We start from the raw sequence: 20267 nt of genomic DNA on the forward strand, positions 1-20267 counted from the left end.
CAGAAGCCACCACACAAGGCAAGGACCGATCAGCCACACCCCATCGCCCTGGGCATCCAGGACAACCCGTCCTGAACACCAACAATCTTATGGAGGACCGATGAAGGCGCTGCCGACAGGACCAGGAATCCGCTGCGCCCGAGCGACGCGGACAGCAGTGAGCGCCTGGCGGCCTCCGCGCCGTCGCATAGCCCCGGCCCAGCCGGAGGGGGCATCCACCAGCTCATCTCCACCGCCGGCAGGCCGAGGCCCGACTCCGCGGCGAACCAGCGAGACCACGCCGTCGAAGATACCGGGAGCCGCGGACACCGCGAACCGGCCGAAGTCGGGCGCAGTCAGATGCCAGAGCAAGCGCGCGAAGTTGTGGGGCATCTCGCTCGGGTCCTCTTGATGGGGATAGTCGCGCAGACGCGGATGTCGATGACGTCCACGCCGGCAATTTTCCAACGCCGTCCGGGGTGCGAGGTCCTGCCGGGGGAGACGGCTGCCTCATCAGTGTGGCCCGCGGCTGATCCGACATGACCGGAGTCGGTGCGTAACGGCTGCATACGTCGCCGCGACTCCCCTGTGCGCGGAAGGTCATTCGAGCGGAGGACCTCGGTCGCTGACGACGACCGCGGCTGGTGCACGCACACACAAACGTGGTCGACGAGCGGCCAGCGCAGTGTGAGGAAAAGCGCATTGGCGGGAAGGGGGAGGTTCGTGATCATGCCCAGACGCCCGGTCCTGACAACCGGCGCCTTGTTCGCGGCGTCTCTGGCAGCCCCGTGGCTCGCCGAAGGCCGGGCGTCGGCAGCAGTGCCGATGGCCGTCGCGGTCGGCAAGATCGACATCACCCCGGAAGCGGGTATCCCGCTTGCGGGCTACGCGACAGACACCCCACGGATCGCCGCCGGTGTGCGTCGTCCGCTCCACGCGCGATGCACCGTGTTCTGGGACAACGGGACTCCCAACGTGATCGTCACCGCGGACGTCTTGGCGTTTCCCCGCATCATCCACCAGGCAATCAGATCCCGGATCGTCAGCCTCGGGGTGGCGTCCCAGGATTTCGTGCTCACCGCAACCCACACCCACAACGGGCCCGTCCTCAACCCCGATATCACCGCCTACACCCTCTACAACATCGTCGACCCCTCCGCGCACCTGGACACGGTCCGCGGCTACGCCGCCTGGGTGCAGGACCAGATCGTCGACCTCGTCCAGGCGACGCTCGCGGCCAACGCGGTTCCCTGCACGTTGGACTATCAGGTCGCTGATGAGGCGTTCTCCTACAACCGGGAGGGAATGGCGGTCGTCGAGCGGGATGTGCCGGTTCTGGCAGCCCGCGCTCTCGACGGGGCGCCGCTCGCAGTGTTGTTCGGTTACGGATGTCACCCCGTCGTCGGTCCGGGGGACACGCTCATCGACCCGGACTACCCGGGGCTCGCGGTGGAGGTGATCGAGCAGCAAACCGGGGGCTTTGCCCAGTTCCTCACCGGCGCGGCCGGGGATCAAGATCCGGTGGCTCCCGGCGGCTGGCAAGCCCTCGAGGACCGCGGCCGCGACCTCGGCCAGACGGTCATCAACGCGATCGCCGTTGCCGGCCGGCCGGTCACCGGGCCGATCCTGACTGCCTACCGTGATGTCGAGGTTCGGCTCGACATCACCGACACCCCCGGCAACCTCGCGGCGGCTCGCGCGAACTTCGCCGTTCGGCAGGCCACCGCGGCGGGGTGGATCAGCCGCCACGCCGAAGTCATGATCGACCAGATCGACGCGCACAGCTTTGCGTTCACGACCCCGGTCCCGGTGCAAGCCTGGCGCTTCGCCGGCGGCACCCCGCTGCGGCTGGCCTTCCTCGGCGGGGAACCGGTGTCCGGCTACGCCGCCTACTGCCGCAGCCACTATGGCGGGACTAACGGGATCTGGTTCTCCGGATATGCCGGTGAGGTACCCGCCTACTTGCCGACCGACGAGCTGCTGATCACCGGCGGTGCCTGGCGCTACGCCTGCGGGTGGTCCAATGACTTCCCCGGCATGGGCGGCGGCGCGATGTGTGCGTACGGCGTCATCGCGCACTACCTGCGCAACGCCCAAGGTAACGGAGTAGAGGACACCCTGATCGCGGCGTTGAACGCTGTTCTTTGAGCTGCCTGCTCCGCCGCGTCCTTATGTCCTGACGCAGACTTCGGATGGGCATCGCGGGTTGCCTGGTGACGTCGACGCCCGTTAGGCCGCACGTGGCTGCGAGCAGATATGGACCAAGAACGCTTGGGCAACTGGAACATCCGACGCTGCAACCGAAGCCGATACGCCAGCTCATTCTGAACTGATCTCTAACTGCGCGAGGGACGCAACCCGCGCGGGTCGAACCCACCCCAGCACTGGTGTTCTACGCCCGGCTTCTGCTGGCCGACTATCAGTCTAGACTGCGGACTCTGCGACCACGCATCAGTAAGGAGGAACATCGTGCCGGACAACCTGCTCAGGGAGCAGTACGCGGACTTGCTGCTGAGGTTCCGCGGCGGACGTTTGACGATTGACCAGGCCATCAACGAGCAAGTGGCACTCCACCGGCGCCCAGAAGCGATCAGCGACAGCGAACTTCAGGCGGCACTAACCAAGATCGCGGAAGCACACCAAGCCGAGACGCTGAACACCCACATCGGCGGCACCTGGGCCGGAGCGCCTACGCAGAAGGCGATAGCCAATTTGCTCGGCATCGGCAAATCCCGCGGTCGCCTGAGCTACGTGCGAGACGCCTACTACACGCTGCACATGGGGCTCCCGCCGTTCAATCCAGATCAGCCGCGCGTCGACGTAGACCAAGATTCAAACCTCGAAGTAGTCACGTGAGGTACACGGCATCAATGAACCGCGATGCAGGTGCGAGGCAATGTGGTACTCGACCAAGTCGTCCGGCTGAATCGCACCAGTAGCTCAGCGGGTGTAACTCCGGCCGCTCGCACCACGGCTCGACGGCAGCGGTGACCTTTGGTGGTCTTCCGCTCGAGTTGCAGAGTTCGTGTGAGCTTCGACAACGCCTGACCTCACGCGGCCTGACCGGCCGAGTACCTTCGCAATGGACGGGACAGGGCGGCCGGAGCATCAGCCGCCCCCGCCGGGTTGAGCTGCGCAGCCGCAGAGCCCGGAAGATGCTTGGTTGGGATGGTGGGGTCAAGCCGCGGAGGGCCGTGAGAGTCGCCCGAGGGCGTAACCATCCATGCATTCTTGCGGACTACGGGCTGTACGGCGCGTCCTCACTCTGTTAGAAGACTCCTACAGAAGACCTAACCCCCGCCCCAGAGTATCAACGACCAGAAGCAGCAGCATGTTCTAGTCCCCTTCGATGACGCAGAAGCCGTCGAACAGGCCGAGCGGAACCGGCGAGCTGGTTTGACCGTGCGCTATATGGTCGTCTCCAACCCGGCTGCCGTGACCCACGCCTGCAATGCGCGTAACCGACCACGGGTCCGGGCAGGCAGGCGCTTATCGCCGAGGGTCTCGGTCAGCAGGGCGACGGCGTCGGCGCGGTGTCCGCTCCGCACCAGGCAGGACGCCGCCAGTACTCCTTGGCCGACTGCTTCGCCGTGGTGACGGAGCACGCTCAGCCAGATTGTGATCGCGGGGGTGAGCAGACCGGCTTTCGCGAACACGTCCGCCACGGTCATGCGGCGCTCCGCGCGAACATCGCGTGCCAGCACCTCCGCCAGAATCGGCTCGGCGCTGCTTGCGCCAGCCGCCAGCATCCACTGCTCAACGCAGTCGTCGAGCCATGGGCTGTCGAGGTTCTGGACCACTGCCTGCCGGGCCGCCTCGACCGCCTCAGCCTTGCGGCCGGTTTCGGACAGCGCCTTGACCACTCGCCACTTGCGGCTCTCGGCGATTTCCGGCAGGTGCGCGGCAGCGGCAGTTAGCAGGTCTGTCGCGTGCTCCGGCTGCTCGTTTCCGACCAGCGTCACGGCCACGTCCACCCACGTGTCCGCTTCGGCCTCGGCAGCCACCTTGGCGACGAGGTCGTTTCCCAGGGCATCGTGACCGGAGATGCAGAGCGCGACCGCCGCATCTCCCCAGAATTCGGGGCCGCGGTTGAGACTCGCCTCGTAGACCGCCCGTGCTGTTGCCTGATCACCCTCGTCCAGCAGCATTTCGCACGCTTGCGAGAAGTTCCAGCGGTCGACAGCCCCGTCGACCAGCACGGCTCGCGCGGATTCCTCGACCACCGGATACTTCTTTTCATCGGGAAGCGAAGAAAAGATCTCGAACAGGCGCTGGGCGCCTCGATGGGGGAGACCCTGCACCTGTTCCAGCAGGTTGGCTGTAGCGTCGCACGCGGCAAAGACGCCGATAGCCTGAGAGAGTTCGTAACTTCCTGAATGGGGGTTGGCGAGCACTTGGCCGGCGAGTCTCAGCGCGGCGGCCGGGTGCATCCTCGACTGCAATACGTCGGCGGCTTCCGCCAGATGATCGGACGGCCGTCCGGCGGCGGCCGCGAGCACCTCGGTGACCGCCTCCGGCCCACCCGCGGAAAGCAGGGCCTCCACGGCGTCCCGGAACTCTCCGACACGGGGATCGGCCGAGGCGATCGCCCGACGGGCGGCCCACAGCGCCTCGTCTCCGCAGTTCGCTCGCGCGGCGAGTTCGGCCAGCACACCCCAGCTCGCGGCCCCGTCCTCCCACAGATCCGCCAGGCGGCTGTCGCTGTCGGTGTAACCGAGAATGCGACCGTTAACGTCGGGGCCTTCGCGTAGCTTGCCGACGAGGTCGCGGATCATCTTCGCCGCCGGAACGGTGCGATCGGCCTCCAAGAGGAACGAGATCAGGGCGATGGTCAGTACGACGTCGTGCTTGGTCGTCGCGGCGATCCGTCCGATCAGGTTCTCGACACGTTCGGCGCCATCGGGTACTAGGTTCCGCAGGGCATCGGCGCCGCGTTTGATCCCGGCCAAGCTGGCGTGCTCGATGAAGTCTTCGAGCCAGCTGGCCGCGCCTTCCGCGTCCACCAGCCGGCCGAGCGCCACGGCTGCGGCGATCCGAGTGGCCTCTGCGAAATCGGCGCCATCCCGCACGGCACGCAGGCGCTCGAGCGCTCCCGAGCCCAGCTGCCGGGGCGGTAGCAGGCCGAGCACTTCACCAGTCGGCTCCAGTTCGTTCCACGGATCCTCTCGCACGCCCTGGCAGATCAGGAGGTCCAAGAGCCGGTCGACGACGGCAGCGGCGAGGTCTTGATCAACTTCGATGCCTTCGCTGATCAGCTGCCCGGCGAGCAGCACTCGCTCTTCGGTGCCGTCCAGGAGTGCACGCAGGATTCGTCCGACGTCGTTGTTCTCCCGGCCCCACAATACGAATGTGAAGAGCGCGAAGACGTGCTTCGCACCGCTGAGCCCTCGTTCGATCCACTCCTCCAGATCGGGGAAGCCGGCCGGGATCTTGCCCGCCCGGGACCGGGCCGCGAGGAATTCGGCGAACGAGTGGTGCCGGAACCGCAGTTCGTCTTCGGACTGCACGAAGACACCCGTGCTGGCCAGGACGGCGCCGAGGTCTCCCTGCCACTCCTCGGGGAGGTCGGGGCGTCGCGCGGTTACCCAGTCGCGCGCGGCATCGATTAACGGCGACTCGGTTTCCAGGCGATGGACGGCGAGCTGGTCGACGATGTCGAGGCGGTGCTGCCGCAGCCAGTCCAGCAAGGCCAAGCGTGCCGGGTCGTCGCGCGCGCTGCGGCGCAGCTCGGCGAACGTGTCGCGACGGCTCGCTGTTTCGTCCAGGAGGTACGCCATAAAGCGCTCGTAGAGATCGATCCGGCTGTTGGGCAGCGGCCGGTCCGGTTCGAGGGTGTGGGTGATGGCGGTGATCGTGGCCTGGAGTGGGTTGCGGACAAGTTCACGCAGCCTGCTGTCCCGGACCTGCTGAACGAAGTCGTTGGCCCGCTTTGCAGCGGTAAGCGGGTTCTGGGCGCGGAACCAGGCACGCGCGAACTCGTCGAGCTCCACCGGGCTGAACGGCAAAATCTCGACGGTGTCGATGCCGGCGCGATCGAGCGGCTGCAGCTCACTATGGGGAAGCGGGCGTGTGGTGATGACCAGCCGGTGGTCTGTGCTCTTCCGGATGCGGTGCGCGAGCGCCGCGATCACCTGGGTGCGGGCCTCCGGTTCGACGATCTCGTCGAGTCCGTCGATGAACACCAGCCATCGAGCGCCCAGCGCTCGCCTGGTCAGCAGCTCGGGCCGGGGCTTTTCGTCGAGCAGCCGCCCCAGCACGGCCTCCAACCCGGAGGCCAACAGTTCACCCCAGGCCGCGTTCTCCACCAAAGCGCGCGCCGGGATCCGCAACGGCAACATCGGCTCGGCTATCGGGGGCGGGCCCTGTTCGGCGCCGAGCCAGTAGTCTGAGATCTGCTGGACGTACATGTAGCCGACGGTGGACTTCCCCGCGCCGGGCTCGCCCGTGATCATCAGATGCCCACCGCGGTTGAGCGCCTCTGTCATTGTGAGAGTGCGTTCGCCCGGATCGCCGCTGGAGCGGCGTTCGGATTCCGCAGTACGCCGTTCCGGCTGAACTGAGCGGTCTGCGGCCTGAGCTCGCATCGTCTGATGAACGTAGACTTTGGTGAGCTCCGGTTGTCGGACACCGAGCAGCTTGTAAGGCAGCGACTCGGTCGCATTGTGCTGTGCGATCAGCACATCCCGGAGTTGACGGGTGAGTTCCGGCCGACCGGCCCAGGACCTCAGCGGGGGATGGGACGGCTCCTCGCCGCTGACGTGGATGTTCAGCTGGCCGATGTCTCGTGACTGCACGACGGGGCCGGTGAAGTGCCCGCCCTTGATCTCGTTGTGGTGTTCGCTCACCGTCGGCCGTCAGAAGTTGATGTTGCCGTGGATGTCGCCAGCCTGCACGACCTTGCCGGTGATGTTGCCTGTCACCTGGTTGTGCACGCCACCGTGGGTGATCGACAGCTTCTGCCACTCCGTCCGCAGTTCCTCGGCGAACGATTGATCGTCAGCTTCGGCTTGCTCCAGCCGATGGGCGAGCGCCGTGATCGGCTGGGTGTCGGCCGGGGCTATGGACGCGGCTTCCAGTGCCTTGGTGGCCTCAGGGTCTTTGGCGAACTTGCGCTTGACCAACTCGTATAGGCCGGTTGCGCCTTTCGCTGCCAGTGCGGCGGCGACGGAAACGAGGATCGGTTCGGGCATACGGTCAAACCTATCTCGACAACAGCGCGGGTTCCAGGTTTGGCAGTCCGTCATACGCGACGTCATCAACCGCGCCTGTTCCGCGACCTCAGCCCCATCGACGACGCCCGGGCTCGCGGCTTCGCCGGGCGGATGGCGCCTGTCGGAGGCGCGCATATCTCGTGACTCTGCGCTATGCTGAGCGCATGATCTCCCCAAACACGGGAGATATCCCACGTATGGGGTTCAAGTCCCCCCTTGAACACGTAGACGTGGGAAATCTCCCGCGGCGCGACTGGGCGACTGGGCTTCAGTTGAGCTGCAGGTCCGTGGCAAATTTCAGTGTGGGGTTATAGATCAACTCGGTCCTCCGACTGGAACCAAAGTCGACCCGAAAGGGCTCGGTGGGCCAGACGAAACTCGAAGTGTTTGCGCCCGACGGACTGGACGCCTACCTCCGACCAGCGTGGGGTCGTCGTGTCCGACTGCAGTGGTCGAGACGTACCGAGCGGTTTTCACCTCGTGAGCTGGCGCGCTGCAAGGTTTGGCCACCACCTGTCTCCAGTGGAGCTGATTGCCGGAGTTAGGAGCGTCGGTGTGCCGCACTCGGCACACCATCGCTACTTCGGAGGTGCCATGATAATTCAGAGGTGCCCCGATGCTGAGGGAGAATCATTTTCGTGGTTTGGGGCGCCGCTTGGCCGCTGTTCCGGTCGGACGCTTCCGATTGGTTTCGGTGCTGCCGTGCTGGCGAGATGAGTGGTATGCCTCGGCCACTGTCTTGGAGATGCGCCCCTGATCGGCTACTTCGTACCCGTTTGCGCGAGCCCACGTGCGAATGTCGTGAGTCGCCGTGTAATTCAAACTTGGCTCCGATTCCTGTTTCGTGCTGTCGGTCGGTTGGCCGACGGCGACCTTGATCCGGCGGCCTCCGGTTCGGCGTGCCGCCGCCACATACGGGGCCAGTGCTTCGCGTAATTCGTTGGCGTTCGTTGTGGACAGATCGATCTCGTAGGCGACGCCGTCGAGTCCGAACGGGACGGTCTGCTCGGCCAGGCTGCCGTCCGTGTCGTCGAGTATCTCGATCGTGACCCTCTTGGTCATCTGCTCATCCTTTCGTTCTGGTGCCGTTTTGGATACCGGTGCGTCGAATAGTAGCGTCGCGGAATCGTGGGGTGTTGTTGAGTTTGCTCATGTACGAGGCTCTTCGAGTTTCTTTCGAGAGCCTATTGACTTCCGGTCGTGTTTCGGTGTGGATAGGTGTATGCCGGGTCGAACACTTCCCTGACCGGCTCGATTTTCTGACAACAAGAATGGAGTACGTGATGAAGAACGACTGCGACCCCGGGAACGGAGACGGCTGTGCCGTCGCCATGGCCATTCGTGAGCTGGCCGCGGCGGTGCGGGCGACCGTGCCGGAGCCGCCGGCGGATCCGGATGCGTTGCTGACCGCGGAGCAGGTGGGGGAGTTGCTGCAGCTGTCGCCGAGGACGTTGAAGGACCAGGCCGCTGCCGGGGCGGTGCCGCACCACCGGTTCGGCAAGCACTACCGGTTCACGCGCGGCGATGTTGCGGAGATCGTGCGGCTGAGCGCGGCGTCAGTGAAGCCGCATCGGCGGCGGGTACCGCTGGCGGAAATGGCTGAAGACTTCCGCGCGGCTTGACGCGCGCGGAGCGACAAGAGAAGGAGTGAAGGATGGCCTACGGCCAGGAAGAGCCCGGGACCGGTGAGTGGCGAGCCCGGTACAAGCGGCCCGACGGGACCTGGGGGAGCAAATCAGGCTTCCCGACGGAGAAGGCGGCCGAGGACTGCGGGCTGGAGCAGGAAGCGCTGATCCGGCGGAACCTGTGGCTGGACCCCCGGGATGGTGAAACGCGGTTCGACGACTTCGCCGAGGAATGGCTGGCGGCCGTGGAGCCGCGCCTGGAGCTGAACACGATCGCGAAGTACCGGTCGTTCCTCGACAACCAGCTGCTGCCGCAGTGGCAGGCGTGGCCGTTGATCGCGATCTTCAATGGCTACGTCGAGATCGAGCGGTGGCTCTCGGAGCTGCACGAGGATTACGCCGAGTCCTCGGTCTCGTCGTACTTTGCTCTGTTCTCCACCATCCTCAACGGTGCGGTGCGGGCCCGGATGATCCCGGCCAACCCGTGCAACGGCGTCCGGGTGTCGCACGGCGAGTTCGACACCGAGCGCTTGGTGGCTACGCCGGCGCAAGCTCTGAGGGCTGCGATGCGGCTACGAGCTCGGACTGGGCAAGTCGGGGTTCGTGCTGTGCCTGATGGATCTCTATACCGGCGCCCGATGGGGTGAACTTGTCGGGCAGCAGCGGCACGAGTACGACTCCGAGCGCCGCGGGATCGAGATCCGGATGCCGTTGAAGGAGGTGGCGGGGAAGGTCTACAAAGGAGGTCGGAAGGGTGATGATCATCACCCGGGCGGCCGTCAGCGGCCGCCGACGCGACGCGGGAACTCCCGGCCGAAGAAGGGCCGGACCAAAGCGCCTGCCGGAACAAGGTTCGTGGCGCTACCGCCGGGCATAGCTGTGCTGTACGAGGAGCTGATGGACAGCCATCGGGAGCCGTTCGTGCTGTGCACGCCGGAAGGGCATCCTTGGCGGCGGTCGAACTTCCGGATCCGCTTTTGGCGGCCGGCGTGGGACGGCAACGAACTGGACGACGCGGGGGCGGGGGAGCGCAGGCCGCCGATCCTGCCGACGTTCACCTTCCACGAGGGCCGCCACACCCACAGCACGTGGCTGACCGAAGACGGGATCCCGGAGGTCGCGCGGCGGGCGCGGCTGGGGCAGAAGATGAAGGGCATCGCCCGGGTCTACGACCACGTGACCCCGGCGATGGTCAACCAGATCCTGGCCGTCCTGGAGGAACGGTGGCAGCGGTCGCTGGCATCGCTGTACCCGGGTGAGCGGGCCAAGCTGGTGTCCTGGTTCCCGCACCTGCGGTCGCGGCGTGGTCTGGAACCCGGTCCGGGGCCCATCGCCATTTCATCGCCATCTGACGACTGAAGCCCCGCCCCTCCGGGGAGGGACAGGGCGTCTGACCTGCGAAAACTTGTGGTGCGCGATACTGGGATTGAACCAGTGACCTCTTCCGTGTCAGGGAAGCGCTCTCCCGCTGAGCTAATCGCGCGAGGTGGAGACGGGATTCGAACCCGTGTACACGGCTTTGCAGGCCGTTGCCTCGCCTCTCGGCCACTCCACCGTGACTAGGCCCGAGAGCCTACCGAGCGGATGACGGGATTCGAACCCGCGACCCTCACCTTGGCAAGGTGATGCGCTACCAGCTGCGCTACATCCGCATTCCGCAGCTCCGGGAGGCCGTTCCCCCGTCGCCGTGGTGTGGGAAAACCATATCGGACCCCGAAAACGGGTTCGACACCGGGGTGTCACTCCGCCGTTGCGGGGCTGTCATCAGGCCAGATCGTGGGGGATGAGGTGGGTGAGGGCGTCGTCGACGTCAACCCACAGGTGCTCGTTGCCCGGCAGCACCACGTCGTACGTCCGGTCGAGGAAGTCGGCCAGCTCCTGGGCGGACGCCTCGAACATGGCGTGCCCGGACGGCGAGTTCAGCTCGATCAGGACCGCCTCGGGGTCCTCGACCGACGGGCGGATGCGGACGTCCCCGTCACCCGCGTCGGCCAGGAGGCCGTCCGCGAGGAGGTCGCGTGCGTACACCCACTCGACCCAGCCGGCGCGGCCGGTGCGGAAGGCGGCGACGACCGCGTACGGGTCGCGTGTGTCGTAGCGCAGCTCCACCTTCACCGGAACCGCGGGAGTCCGCGGCGCCAGCAGGTCGAAGACCGCCGTCGAGCGGAGCGTCACGTGATCGTTGCGCATCGTCCTACCCTTCGTCTCCCTTCCCGGCCCGGCCCGGCCGAGGGCGTCACTGCTTGGACGCATCAGGAGGCCGATTCCGTCGCGGGTGCGCCGCAGATCACCCGTACGGGCTCTCCGGCCCCCTTCTCCACCCGTGACCACCCGCGGCGCGCAACTGACCGGCGCGCCCCGCGGGGCCCACGCCTCCATACTGCGCGGTTTAGTCGCCGGGCGATAGCACCGTCGCACGGATGTCGAACGTGGCGTCAGGCGGCCCCCCGGCCGGACAACCCTGGCTAGCTCGGGGTTGTGCGTTCCGTACTCGCCGGTAAGCGGAGTGTGGTCGGTCAGGACCACCCGTTTGCAGGCGCCTGAAAGTCGTACGCTACTGTTGAGCCCAACACCGCGAGCGGGCGATTAGCTCAGCGGGAGAGCGCTTCGTTCACACCGAAGAGGTCACTGGTTCGATCCCAGTATCGCCCACGCGAGAGTCGAGAGAGCCCTGTCCGCCGAAGAGGCGGGTGGGGCTCTTTTGCTGCCTCGGGCGGGCCGACCCCGAGGTCGGGTTGGGTTTTCCGTCAAGGACCGGCCGGCCGCCGAAACGGAGTGAACGATCCGTTCGGATCATCCGTATCAGTTTGCAAGGGCGGTTCGCGCCTCCGCCGCAGGGGCCTGCCGGACCTGCCTTCGAACCCTGCCGCCGCGGCGGCTTTCTGTCGAACGCCATGCTGCGGGAGGTCGGATGTGATCCTCGGCACGTCCGGCCGGCCGCGATCGCGTGGTCGCCCGGCGACGACGTGTGACAGAACCGGCGCGCGTGACGGCGCGACGACGAATGTCACCGACGGTGGCCGCCCGGTCCCCGCGGCGGCGCCCGCCGCCCCGCGCTGATCCACTGTGGACCTTCGCGATCCGCAGTGTCCACAGTAGAGTCCCGACGGCCGCGCTGGGCCGTTCGGCCGAGCTTGGTCCACCCGAGTGCGGGCATCACCCTTTCCGTTACGGAATGTAGTTTTCACGGGGATACGCGCTATTGCGCATCGTCCTCATCTTGTTATCTTCCGGCCATTTCTTGGCGGGGATGTCACGCAGCATGTGGCTGGTAATCCTTGTAACACTGCCGAGAGAGTCGCCGATAACTTGCCGTGTGAAGCCTCCGCGGGCTCTGCGCGACCACTGAGATGGGGTAACTCTCCGAAATCATCTCTGGTGACGCTGCGTGCCTGCGGCTCAACTCGATCCAGTTCCCGGGAGGTCAGATGGAAGAGTCGGTGCGGCCTTCGTACACGGTGAGCCAGCCACCGCCGCACATCGACCTCCAGGCCATCCCGCGTCCCGCCAAGCGGGACGACGACCACCCCGGCGACGGCGGCCCGTCCGCCAAGGCGTGGCCCGCGGCCTGGGAAGCGCGGTACAGAGCCTGGGTCATCGGCAGCGACGTGTTCATCACGCTGCTGGTGATCGCGATCAGCGCGTTCGTCATCGATCGCGTTGCCCCGCACGACATGCACGCCTTCGGCACGATCCTCGCGGTGTTCGTCTCGCTGCCCGCCAGCCGGGCCTGGAGCTCGCGCGTGCTCGGCGAAGGCGCGGAGGAGTACCGCACCCTCGGCCGCGGCTTCATCACCGCCGCCGTCCTGGTCGCGCTCGGCGGCCTGCTGTTCGGTGCGCTCGAGGTCCAGGTCTGGGTGTTCGTCGTCGTCCCGGCCATCGCGCTGGTCGCCTTTCCGCAGCGCTACCTGCTGCGCCAGGTGCTGCACCGCAAGCGCGCCAAGGGACTCTGCCTGCTGCCGGTGATGGCGGCCGGCAGCCCGGAGACCGTCGCCGACCTGATCGCCCGCACCCGCTCGGAGGTGCACGTCGGCTGGCGCGTCGAGGCCGCTTGCACGTTCAGCGGCCACGGCGAAGACCGCGACAGCGGCGAAATCGACGGCGTCCCGGTGGTCGGGCGGCTGGAGGAGCTGTCCCGGCACGTGCGGCGCGGCGGCTACCGGGTCGTGGCGATCACCGCCGACCAGTACTGGACGCCGAAGCGGCTGCAGCGGCTGGCCTGGGACATGGAGGGCACCGGCGCGGAGATGGTCGTGGCGCCCGTGCTGATGGAGGTCGCCGGGCCCCGGCTCAACGTCACCGGCGTGCTCGGCATGCCCCTGCTGCGGGTCACCGCGCCGATGTTCACCGGCGGCCGGCGCGTGGTGAAGGAGATCGTGGACCGCTGCGGGTCGGCGCTGCTGCTCACCCTGCTGTCCCCGCTGCTGCTGGCGATCGCGATCGCGATCAAGCTGAACGACCGCGGCCCGGTGATCTACCGCCAGCGCCGCGTCGGCCGCGACGGCGCGACGTTCACCATGCTCAAGTTCCGGACGATGGTCACCAATGCCGACGCGATCAAGCAGACATTGGCGGCGGAAAACGAAGGCGCGGGCCCCCTTTTCAAGATGAAACGCGACCCACGTATCACCCGCGTGGGTGGTTTTCTGCGCCGGTATTCGCTCGATGAGGTACCGCAGTTGTTCAACGTCGTGTCCGGAAAGATGTCGCTCGTCGGCCCCCGGCCGCCGCTGCCGGAGGAAACCGAGCAGTACGCGCCCGACGCGCGCCGCCGTCTGCTCGTCAAGCCGGGCCTGACCGGGCTCTGGCAGGTCAGCGGGCGCAGCGACCTCACGTGGGCGGAGAGCATCCGGCTGGACCTGCGTTACGTCGAGGACTGGTCCCTCGCGCTGGACCTGGTGATCCTGTGGAAGACGTTCCGCGCGGTGATGGGCGGGCAGGGCGCCTACTGACCCGTTCCTCGCCGCGCCGCGCATCACGGCCGCCGACTCCCGCTGGGGGGAGTCGGCGGCCGTGCCCGTTGCCGGGGTGTTGTGGATGAGGGACACGGCGCTGCGGTGGACGCCCCGGAACTGTCGGTGCGCGCCGGTAAACTGGACACCGGGGGCCGGAGGGCTGCCTCTTCGCGCCGCCGCAGCCGCCTGGCAGGGCCGGGGAGCGGCGGTTTCGGCTCGGCGAACGCGTGGGCGAGCCGGCGAGTGGTGGGTATTGGCGGCTCCTCGGAACCGCATCGTGCCACCGGCCGCGCCTCGCCAGGAGGGGACTTCCCGCCGCGCGCGCCACGCCATCATCGGGGACTTCTCGTCGGCCCTGCCCTCCGACCAGGGGGAGCCTCACCGGCCGTGCCCCGCCACCGGGGGACTCTCGCCGGTCGCGACCTGCGACCAGGGGACTTCTCGCTGGCCGGGCCTCGCGCCAGGCGGGCCGCACCGGCCGTGCCTCGCGCCAGGGGCTTCCCGGCCGTGCCCCGCGACCAGGGGAATTTCTCGCTGACCCTGCCCCGCGCCAGGCGGGCCGTACCGGCCGCACCCCACAAGCTGGGGCATTCCTCGCCGGGCCTTGGCTGTGCCACCAGGAGGATTCCCAACCCGCCAGGCCCCGCGACCACGGGAAGTCCTCACCGGCCGTGCCCCCGTCCAACGACTCCCGAGGCCCGCCGAGCCATCTGGCCAACCCCGTGCCCCCGTCCGCCACGGCGGAGCCTCCCCGGCCGGGCCACTTCGGATTGCCCCGTTCGCCCGGATTACCGGCGCCCGACGAGGCCACCTTGACCCGAACGGCTGACCGGCGCTCACCGTCGGCGGTCCCCGCTGTGATCCACACAACTGGTTGAACGCGAAATAGTTCAACGCTCAACCGGGTTGGACTGGGTACCGACCCAACGGAAGGAAGCACCGCCCCATGACCACCTTTGCCGAGCAGACCGAGGCCCTCGCCCTCCCCGCGGACGTCCAGAACCTCCTCTTCCGCGAGGCCCGGACGGCCAACAGTTTCAGCTCCGAGCCGGTGACCGAGGAGCAGGTCCGCGCGATCTACGACCTCGTCAAGTGGGCCCCGACGTCGATGAACACCCAGCCGCTGCGTGCGCTGGTGCTCCGGACCGCCGAGGCGAAGGCCCGCCTGCTGCCGCACATGGCCCCGGGCAACCGGGACAAGACCGAAGCCGCGCCGCTGACCGTGGTGCTCGCCGCGGACGTCGACTTCCACGAGAACATCCCGCAGGTCTTCCCGCACGCCCCGCAGGTGAAGGACAACTTCGCCGACGAGCAGGGCCGCGTCGAGTTCTCCAAGCTGAACTCGCTCCTGCAGGTCGGCTACTTCATCATCGGCGTCCGCGCCGCCGGGCTGGCCGCCGGCCCGATGACCGGCTTCGACGCCCAGGGCGTCGACGACGAGTTCTTCGCCGGCAAGAAGTGGCGCTCGCTGGTCGTCGTCAACGTCGGCAAGCCGGGTGAGAACCCCTGGTTCGACCGCCTGCCGCGGCTCGACTTCGACCAGGTCGTCGAGACCCTCTGACGCAGCTCGGACGGGCCGTCTCCGGAGTCGGAGGCGGCCGGTCCCGCGTTCGCGCCACGCGCGTGAGGCGCGTGGACGCCGACGACTAGCATCGACGGCGTCATCTCTGTCACTCCAGCTTGAGGAGCCGATCGTGTCCCAGTCGCCCCCCGTTTCCCCCGTGGCCGCCTCCCGCGTGGTGGTACCGGCGGGCACTACGGCGGGCGCGGCGGTCCGCGAAGCCGGTCTGCCGACCAAGGGCGCGGAGACGATCGTCGTCGTCCGCGACGCCGACGGGAAGCTGCGCGACCTCGCCTGGGCGCCGGAAGCCGACGCCGAAGTCGAGCCGGTCGCCGCGAACACCGAGGACGGCCGCAGCGTCATCCGCCATTCGGCCGCGCACGTGCTCGCCCAGGCCGTGCAGCAGCAGTTCCCGGACGCCAAGCTGGGCATCGGCCCGCCGGTCAAGGACGGCTTCTACTACGACTTCGCCGTCGACAAGCCGTTCACCCCGGAGGACCTGCAGGCGCTCGAAAAGCGCATGAAGCAGATCGTGAAGGGCGCCCAGCAGTTCTCGCGGCGCGTGTTCGACTCCGTCGACGAGGCCAAGAAAGAGCTCGCCGACGAGCCGTTCAAGCTCGAACTCGTCGACCTCAAGTCCGAAGTGGACACCGCCGAGGTGATGGAGGTCGGCGAGGGCGAACTCACCATCTACGACAATCTCGACCCGCGCACCAAGGAACGTGTCTGGAGTGACCTCTGCCGCGGCCCGCACGTGCCGACGACGAAGTTCATCCCGGCGTTCACGCTCACCCGCGTCGCCGCCGCGTACTGGCGGGGTAGTGAAAAGAACCCGCAGCTGCAGCGGATCTACGGCACGGCGTGGGAGTCGGCCGAGGCGCAGGACGCCTACCTCGAGCGCATCGCCGAGGCCGAGCGCCGCGACCACCGCAAGCTCGGCGCCGAGCTGGACCTGTTCTCCTTCCCCGAGGAGATCGGCTCGGGCCTGCCGGTGTTCCACCCCAAGGGCGGCATCATCCGCCGGGAGCTGGAGAACTACTCGCGCCGCCGCCACGAGGAGGCCGGCTACGAGTTCGTGAACACCCCGCACATCAGCAAGGGCGAGCTGTTCCACACCTCCGGCCACCTGCCCTACTACGCGGACACGATGTTCCCGCCGGTGCAGTTCGACGAGGAGAACTACTACCTCAAGGCGATGAACTGCCCGATGCACAACCTGATCTTCCGCTCGCGCGGGCGGTCCTACCGCGAGCTGCCGCTGCGGCTGTTCGAGTTCGGCACCGTCTACCGCTACGAGAAGTCCGGTGTGGTGCACGGCCTCACCCGCGTCCGCGGGCTGACGATGGACGACTCGCACATCTACTGCACCAAGGAGCAGATGCCGGGCGAGCTCAAGTCGCTGCTCAAGTTCGTCCTCGACCTGCTCGCCGACTACGGCCTCTCCGACTTCTACCTCGAGCTGTCCACCCGCGGTGACTCCGACAAGTTCATCGGCGAGGACTGGGAGTGGGAGGAGGCCACCGAAACGCTGCGGCAGGCGGCGATCGACTCCGGCCTCGAGCTGGTCCCGGACCCGGGTGGCGCGGCCTTCTACGGCCCGAAGATCTCGGTGCAGGCCAAGGACGCCATCGGCCGCACCTGGCAGATGTCGACCATCCAGCTGGACTTCAACCAGAACAAGCGGTTCGAGCTCGAGTACACCGCCCCGGACGGTTCGCGCCAGCGACCGGTGATGATCCACCGCGCGCTGTTCGGCTCGATCGAGCGCTTCTTCGGCGTGCTGACCGAGCACTACGCGGGCGCGTTCCCGGCGTGGCTGTCGCCGGTGCAGGTGGTCGGCATCCCGATCACCGCCGACCAGGTGGAGTACCTGCAGGACGTCGAGAAGGCGTTGCGCGCCAAGGGGATCCGCGCCGAGGTCGACGCGAGCGACGACCGGATGCAGAAGAAGATCCGCACGCACACCACGCAGAAGGTGCCGTTCATGCTGCTGGCCGGCGCCAAGGACGTCGAGGCGGGCGCGGTGTCGTTCCGCTTCCGCGACGGCGGCCAGATCAACGGCGTGCCGGTGGAGAAGGCGGTCGAAGCGATTGCGGAGTGGGTCGCGCGCCGCGAAAACGCGTCGCCCTCGGCCGACGCGCTGGAGACGGTCGTTCGGTGAGCGACGGTCCCGAGTTCGTCGAGCAGCAGGGCATCGGGGTCCAGGACGCGTTCCAGCGTCTCTGGACCCCGCACCGGATGGCCTACATCAAGGGCCAGGACAAGCCGGACGACGACGGCGACACCGGCTGCCCGTTCTGCCGGATCCCGTCGCTGGACGACAAAACCGGCCTGATCGTCGCGCGCGGCGAGCTCGTGTTCGCGGTGCTGAACCTGTACCCGTACAACCCGGGGCACCTGATGGTGGTGCCGTACCGGCACGTCGCGGACTACACCGAGCTGACGGCGGAAGAGACGCGCGAGGTCGCCGAGTTCACCCAGCACGCGATGAAGGTGATCCGCGGGGTGTCCGGCGCGCACGGGTTCAACATCGGGCTGAACCAGGGGCACATCGCGGGTGCGGGGATCGCCGCGCACCTGCACCAGCACCTGGTGCCGCGGTGGGGCGGGGACGCGAACTTCATGCCGATCATCGGGCAGACGAAGGTGCTCCCGCAGCTGCTGGGGGAGACGCGGGACCTGCTGGCCGACGCCTGGTAGGAGCGTTGTCCGGACCATGGTCCGACCGGGGAAAACTCCTGATTGAGTGTTCAACCGAGAGTATGATGGGGTCATGTCCGGAACCCGATGGCTCAGCGACGACGAACAGCGCGTCTGGCGTGAGTTCAACGCGGCCACCCGCATGCTCAGCGCGCACCTCGAAGCTCAGCTGCAGCACGACTCGGGCATGCCGCACACCTATTACGAAGTCCTCGTCGCCCTGTCCGAAGCGCCCGGCCGCCGGCTGCGGATGAGCGAGCTCGCCGACGCCCGGCAGGCGTCCCGCAGCCGCCTTTCGCACGCCGTCGCGCGGCTGGAGGCCAATGGGTGGGTGCGGCGCGAGGCCTGCCCGACCGACAAGCGCGGCGCCTGGGCGGTGCTCACCGACACCGGCTTCGCCGCGCTCGAGGCGGCCGCGCCGGGCCACGTCGAGGCCGTCCGGGAAAGCCTGTTCGACCCGCTGACGCCGGAGCAGGTGACGGCGCTCGGCGAGATCAGCGCCGCGATCCGCCGTCAGCTCTCGCCGAAGTGCGCCGCCGCCGCGGCCGCCGAAGCGGCGCGGGAGCACGAGGGCGAGCTCACGAAATCGGGCTGACCCGGGGCGGCGCGTCGGGTTCGCCGAGGCGGGTGGATAGGCTGCATTCGCCCACCCGACCCTCGTAGCCAGGTGCCTCGACGAACCGATGCTCAATATCTTCGCGCGTGCCTCCGTCTCCCGCGTCACCGATCCGATCGGCCAGGCGCTGGTCCGCGCCGGGCTGACCCCCAACGTGATGACCGTGCTCGGCACCGCCGGCGCGGTCGTCTGCGCGCTGGCCTTCTTCCCGACCGACCACCTGCTGTGGGGCACCTTCACGGTGTGGGGCTTCGCCATGCTCGACCTGCTCGACGGCGCGATGGCCCGCGCCCGCGGCTACGGCACCCCGTTCGGCGCCGTGCTCGACGCGACCTGCGACAGGCTGGTCGACGGCGCGCTGTTCGCCGCCATCGCCTGGTGGTGCTTCGTCGTCGACGACAACCGACCGGCGGCCGCCGCGGCCCTGCTGTGCCTGGTGCTCGCCCAGGTCATCTCCTACGTCAAGGCCCGCGCGGACGCCTCCGGCCTGCCGGTCGACGGCGGGCTCGTCGAGCGCGCGGAGCGGCTGATCATCGCCCTGGTCGGCACCGGCCTGCACGGCTTCGGCATCCCGTACACCGTGGACGTGACGCTCTGGCTGCTCGCGGTGCTCTCGGTGATCACGCTGCTGCAGCGGACGGCCGCGGTGGCGAAGGCGGCCCGCGAGGCCGCCGCCGGGGAGCAGCCGGCATGAGCAAGCTGTCAGAGCGGTTGAGCGCCTTCGGCTACGCGGCCGGGTGGAAGCTCGCCGGCTGGCTGCCCGCCGGGTTCGGCGGCACGGTGTTCTCGCTCGGCGCGGACCTCGCCGTCCGCCGCGACGGCGGGGGTGTGCGGCAGCTGCGCGCGAACCTCGCCCGTGTGGTGCCCCAGGCCGACCAGGTCGAGCTCGACGAGCTCACCCGGCGTGCGATGCGCTCCTACGCGCGGTACTGGCACGAGACGTTCCGGCTGCCGTCGATGGACCACAAGGAGGTCAGCACCAAGGTCGCGGCGTCGATCACCGGCGTGGAGAACCTCGACGCGGCGCTGGCCGAAGGCAACGGCGCGGTGATGGCGCTGCCGCACAGCGGCAACTGGGACGTCGCCGGCGTCTGGCTGGCCGACTACCTCGGCGGGTTCACCACCGTGGCCGAACGGCTGAAGCCCGAATCGCTCTACCGCCGGTTCGTCGAATACCGGGAGTCGCTCGGCTTCGAGATCGTCCCCCTCACGGGTGACAGCTCGGCGATGCGCGTGCTGCTGAAGCGCCTGCGCGAGAACAAGGCCGTCTGCCTGGTCGGCGACCGCGACCTGACCACCAGCGGTATCCCGGTGAAGTTCTTCGGCGAGAAGGCCCGCTTCCCCGGCGGCCCGGCCCGGCTGGCCGCGACGACCGGGGCCGCGCTGATCCCGGCCGGCTGCTGGTTCACCGAGGACGGCTGGCAGATCCGGCTGCACCCGCGCATCCGCGTCACCGCGCGCGCCGAGGTCCCGGCCGCGACCCAGGCCCTGGCGGACATCTTCGCCGGCGACATCGCCGCGCACCCGGCCGACTGGCACATGGTGCAGAAGTTCTGGCCCGCCGACCTCGAGGCCGCCGAGCAGGCAAGCCTCGAAGAAGCGAGCTGAGCGGTGGCCACG

Annotated in this window: 16 protein-coding genes and 4 tRNA genes; 13 read left to right on the forward strand and 7 right to left on the reverse strand. The window is 68.1% G+C overall.

Translation table 11 applies throughout. The features are described from left to right. Positions 1-708: 708 nt before the first annotated feature. Together ACWDN5_RS31805 and ACWDN5_RS31810 are read left to right on the forward strand one after the other, a co-directional pair. Positions 709-2127, forward strand: a complete 1419-nt coding sequence (locus ACWDN5_RS31805; protein ID WP_449678890.1) for a neutral/alkaline non-lysosomal ceramidase N-terminal domain-containing protein — start codon at positions 709-711, stop codon at positions 2125-2127. Positions 2128-2448: 321 nt separating this feature from the next. Continuing rightward, the gene (locus tag ACWDN5_RS31810) at positions 2449-2835 is read left to right on the forward strand and encodes a hypothetical protein (protein WP_449678872.1); all 387 of its coding nucleotides are present in this window, start codon (positions 2449-2451) and stop codon (positions 2833-2835) included. Between the two features lie 551 nt (positions 2836-3386). On the opposite strand, the gene ACWDN5_RS31815 is transcribed toward ACWDN5_RS31810, so the two are convergent. The 3 genes from ACWDN5_RS31815 to ACWDN5_RS31825 all read right to left on the reverse strand — a co-directional run bounded on the left by ACWDN5_RS31815 (position 3387) and on the right by ACWDN5_RS31825 (position 8252). Beyond that, the gene (locus ACWDN5_RS31815; RefSeq protein ID WP_449678873.1) at positions 3387-6824 is read right to left on the reverse strand and encodes an NACHT domain-containing protein; all 3438 of its coding nucleotides are present in this window, start codon (positions 6822-6824) and stop codon (positions 3387-3389) included. A gap of 9 nt (positions 6825-6833) precedes the next feature. Continuing rightward, entirely contained in the window at positions 6834-7169 is a 336-nt protein-coding gene (locus ACWDN5_RS31820; protein WP_449678874.1) for a hypothetical protein, read from the reverse strand. Between the two features lie 651 nt (positions 7170-7820). Then, positions 7821-8252, reverse strand: a complete 432-nt coding sequence (locus tag ACWDN5_RS31825) for a histone-like nucleoid-structuring protein Lsr2 (RefSeq protein ID WP_449678875.1) — start codon at positions 8250-8252, stop codon at positions 7821-7823. Between the two features lie 221 nt (positions 8253-8473). Between ACWDN5_RS31825 and ACWDN5_RS31830 the strand changes: the two genes are divergently transcribed. From ACWDN5_RS31830 to ACWDN5_RS31840, 3 genes are all read left to right on the forward strand, one after another. Beyond that, the gene (locus ACWDN5_RS31830) at positions 8474-8812 is read left to right on the forward strand and encodes a helix-turn-helix domain-containing protein (RefSeq protein WP_449678876.1); all 339 of its coding nucleotides are present in this window, start codon (positions 8474-8476) and stop codon (positions 8810-8812) included. Positions 8813-8844: 32 nt separating this feature from the next. Next, a complete protein-coding gene (locus tag ACWDN5_RS31835) occupies positions 8845-9462 on the forward strand; it encodes a tyrosine-type recombinase/integrase (protein ID WP_449678877.1) in 618 nt (205 codons plus the stop codon). Positions 9463-9712: 250 nt separating this feature from the next. Next, the gene (locus ACWDN5_RS31840) at positions 9713-10174 is read left to right on the forward strand and encodes a hypothetical protein (protein ID WP_449678878.1); all 462 of its coding nucleotides are present in this window, start codon (positions 9713-9715) and stop codon (positions 10172-10174) included. Between the two features lie 49 nt (positions 10175-10223). Here the strand turns inward: ACWDN5_RS31840 and ACWDN5_RS31845 are convergent. The 4 genes from ACWDN5_RS31845 to ACWDN5_RS31860 form a co-directional block, all read right to left on the reverse strand. Continuing rightward, positions 10224-10298, reverse strand: a tRNA-Val gene (locus tag ACWDN5_RS31845). 1 nt (position 10299) lies between these two features. Beyond that, positions 10300-10370: transfer RNA gene (locus tag ACWDN5_RS31850), tRNA-Cys, on the reverse strand. Positions 10371-10394: 24 nt separating this feature from the next. Further along, a tRNA-Gly gene (locus ACWDN5_RS31855) sits at positions 10395-10467 on the reverse strand. A gap of 112 nt (positions 10468-10579) precedes the next feature. After that, entirely contained in the window at positions 10580-11005 is a 426-nt protein-coding gene (locus tag ACWDN5_RS31860; protein ID WP_013227152.1) for an SsgA family sporulation/cell division regulator, read from the reverse strand. A gap of 390 nt (positions 11006-11395) precedes the next feature. On the opposite strand from ACWDN5_RS31860, the gene ACWDN5_RS31865 reads away from it, so the two are divergent. The 8 genes from ACWDN5_RS31865 (at position 11396) to ACWDN5_RS31900 (ending at position 20255) form a co-directional block, all read left to right on the forward strand. Next, positions 11396-11467 (forward strand) — tRNA-Val (locus ACWDN5_RS31865). A 776-nt stretch (positions 11468-12243) separates the two neighbouring features. After that, the gene (locus ACWDN5_RS31870) at positions 12244-13767 is read left to right on the forward strand and encodes a sugar transferase (protein WP_449678879.1); all 1524 of its coding nucleotides are present in this window, start codon (positions 12244-12246) and stop codon (positions 13765-13767) included. A gap of 949 nt (positions 13768-14716) precedes the next feature. Then, complete coding sequence (locus tag ACWDN5_RS31875; RefSeq protein WP_310970391.1) at positions 14717-15331, forward strand: malonic semialdehyde reductase; 615 nt, start codon at positions 14717-14719, stop codon at positions 15329-15331. Between the two features lie 133 nt (positions 15332-15464). Continuing rightward, the gene (gene thrS, locus ACWDN5_RS31880; RefSeq protein ID WP_310970392.1) at positions 15465-17492 is read left to right on the forward strand and encodes a threonine--tRNA ligase; all 2028 of its coding nucleotides are present in this window, start codon (positions 15465-15467) and stop codon (positions 17490-17492) included. Further along, positions 17489-18031, forward strand: a complete 543-nt coding sequence (locus tag ACWDN5_RS31885) for an HIT family protein (protein WP_449678880.1) — start codon at positions 17489-17491, stop codon at positions 18029-18031. Before thrS ends, ACWDN5_RS31885 begins: the two co-directional genes overlap by 4 nt. A 73-nt stretch (positions 18032-18104) precedes the next feature. After that, on the forward strand, positions 18105-18626 hold the full coding sequence (locus tag ACWDN5_RS31890; RefSeq protein WP_310970394.1) for a MarR family winged helix-turn-helix transcriptional regulator: 522 nt from the start codon (positions 18105-18107) through the stop codon (positions 18624-18626). Between the two features lie 88 nt (positions 18627-18714). Further along, positions 18715-19341, forward strand: coding sequence for a phosphatidylinositol phosphate synthase (pgsA, locus tag ACWDN5_RS31895; protein ID WP_310970395.1), 627 nt, complete (start codon positions 18715-18717; stop codon positions 19339-19341). Then, positions 19338-20255 (forward strand): phosphatidylinositol mannoside acyltransferase, encoded by a 918-nt coding sequence (locus ACWDN5_RS31900; protein WP_310970396.1) that lies wholly within the window; start codon positions 19338-19340, stop codon positions 20253-20255. Before pgsA ends, ACWDN5_RS31900 begins: the two co-directional genes overlap by 4 nt. Positions 20256-20267 lie beyond the last annotated feature (12 nt).

The sequence above is a fragment of the Amycolatopsis sp. NPDC003731 genome (assembly GCF_053586895.1).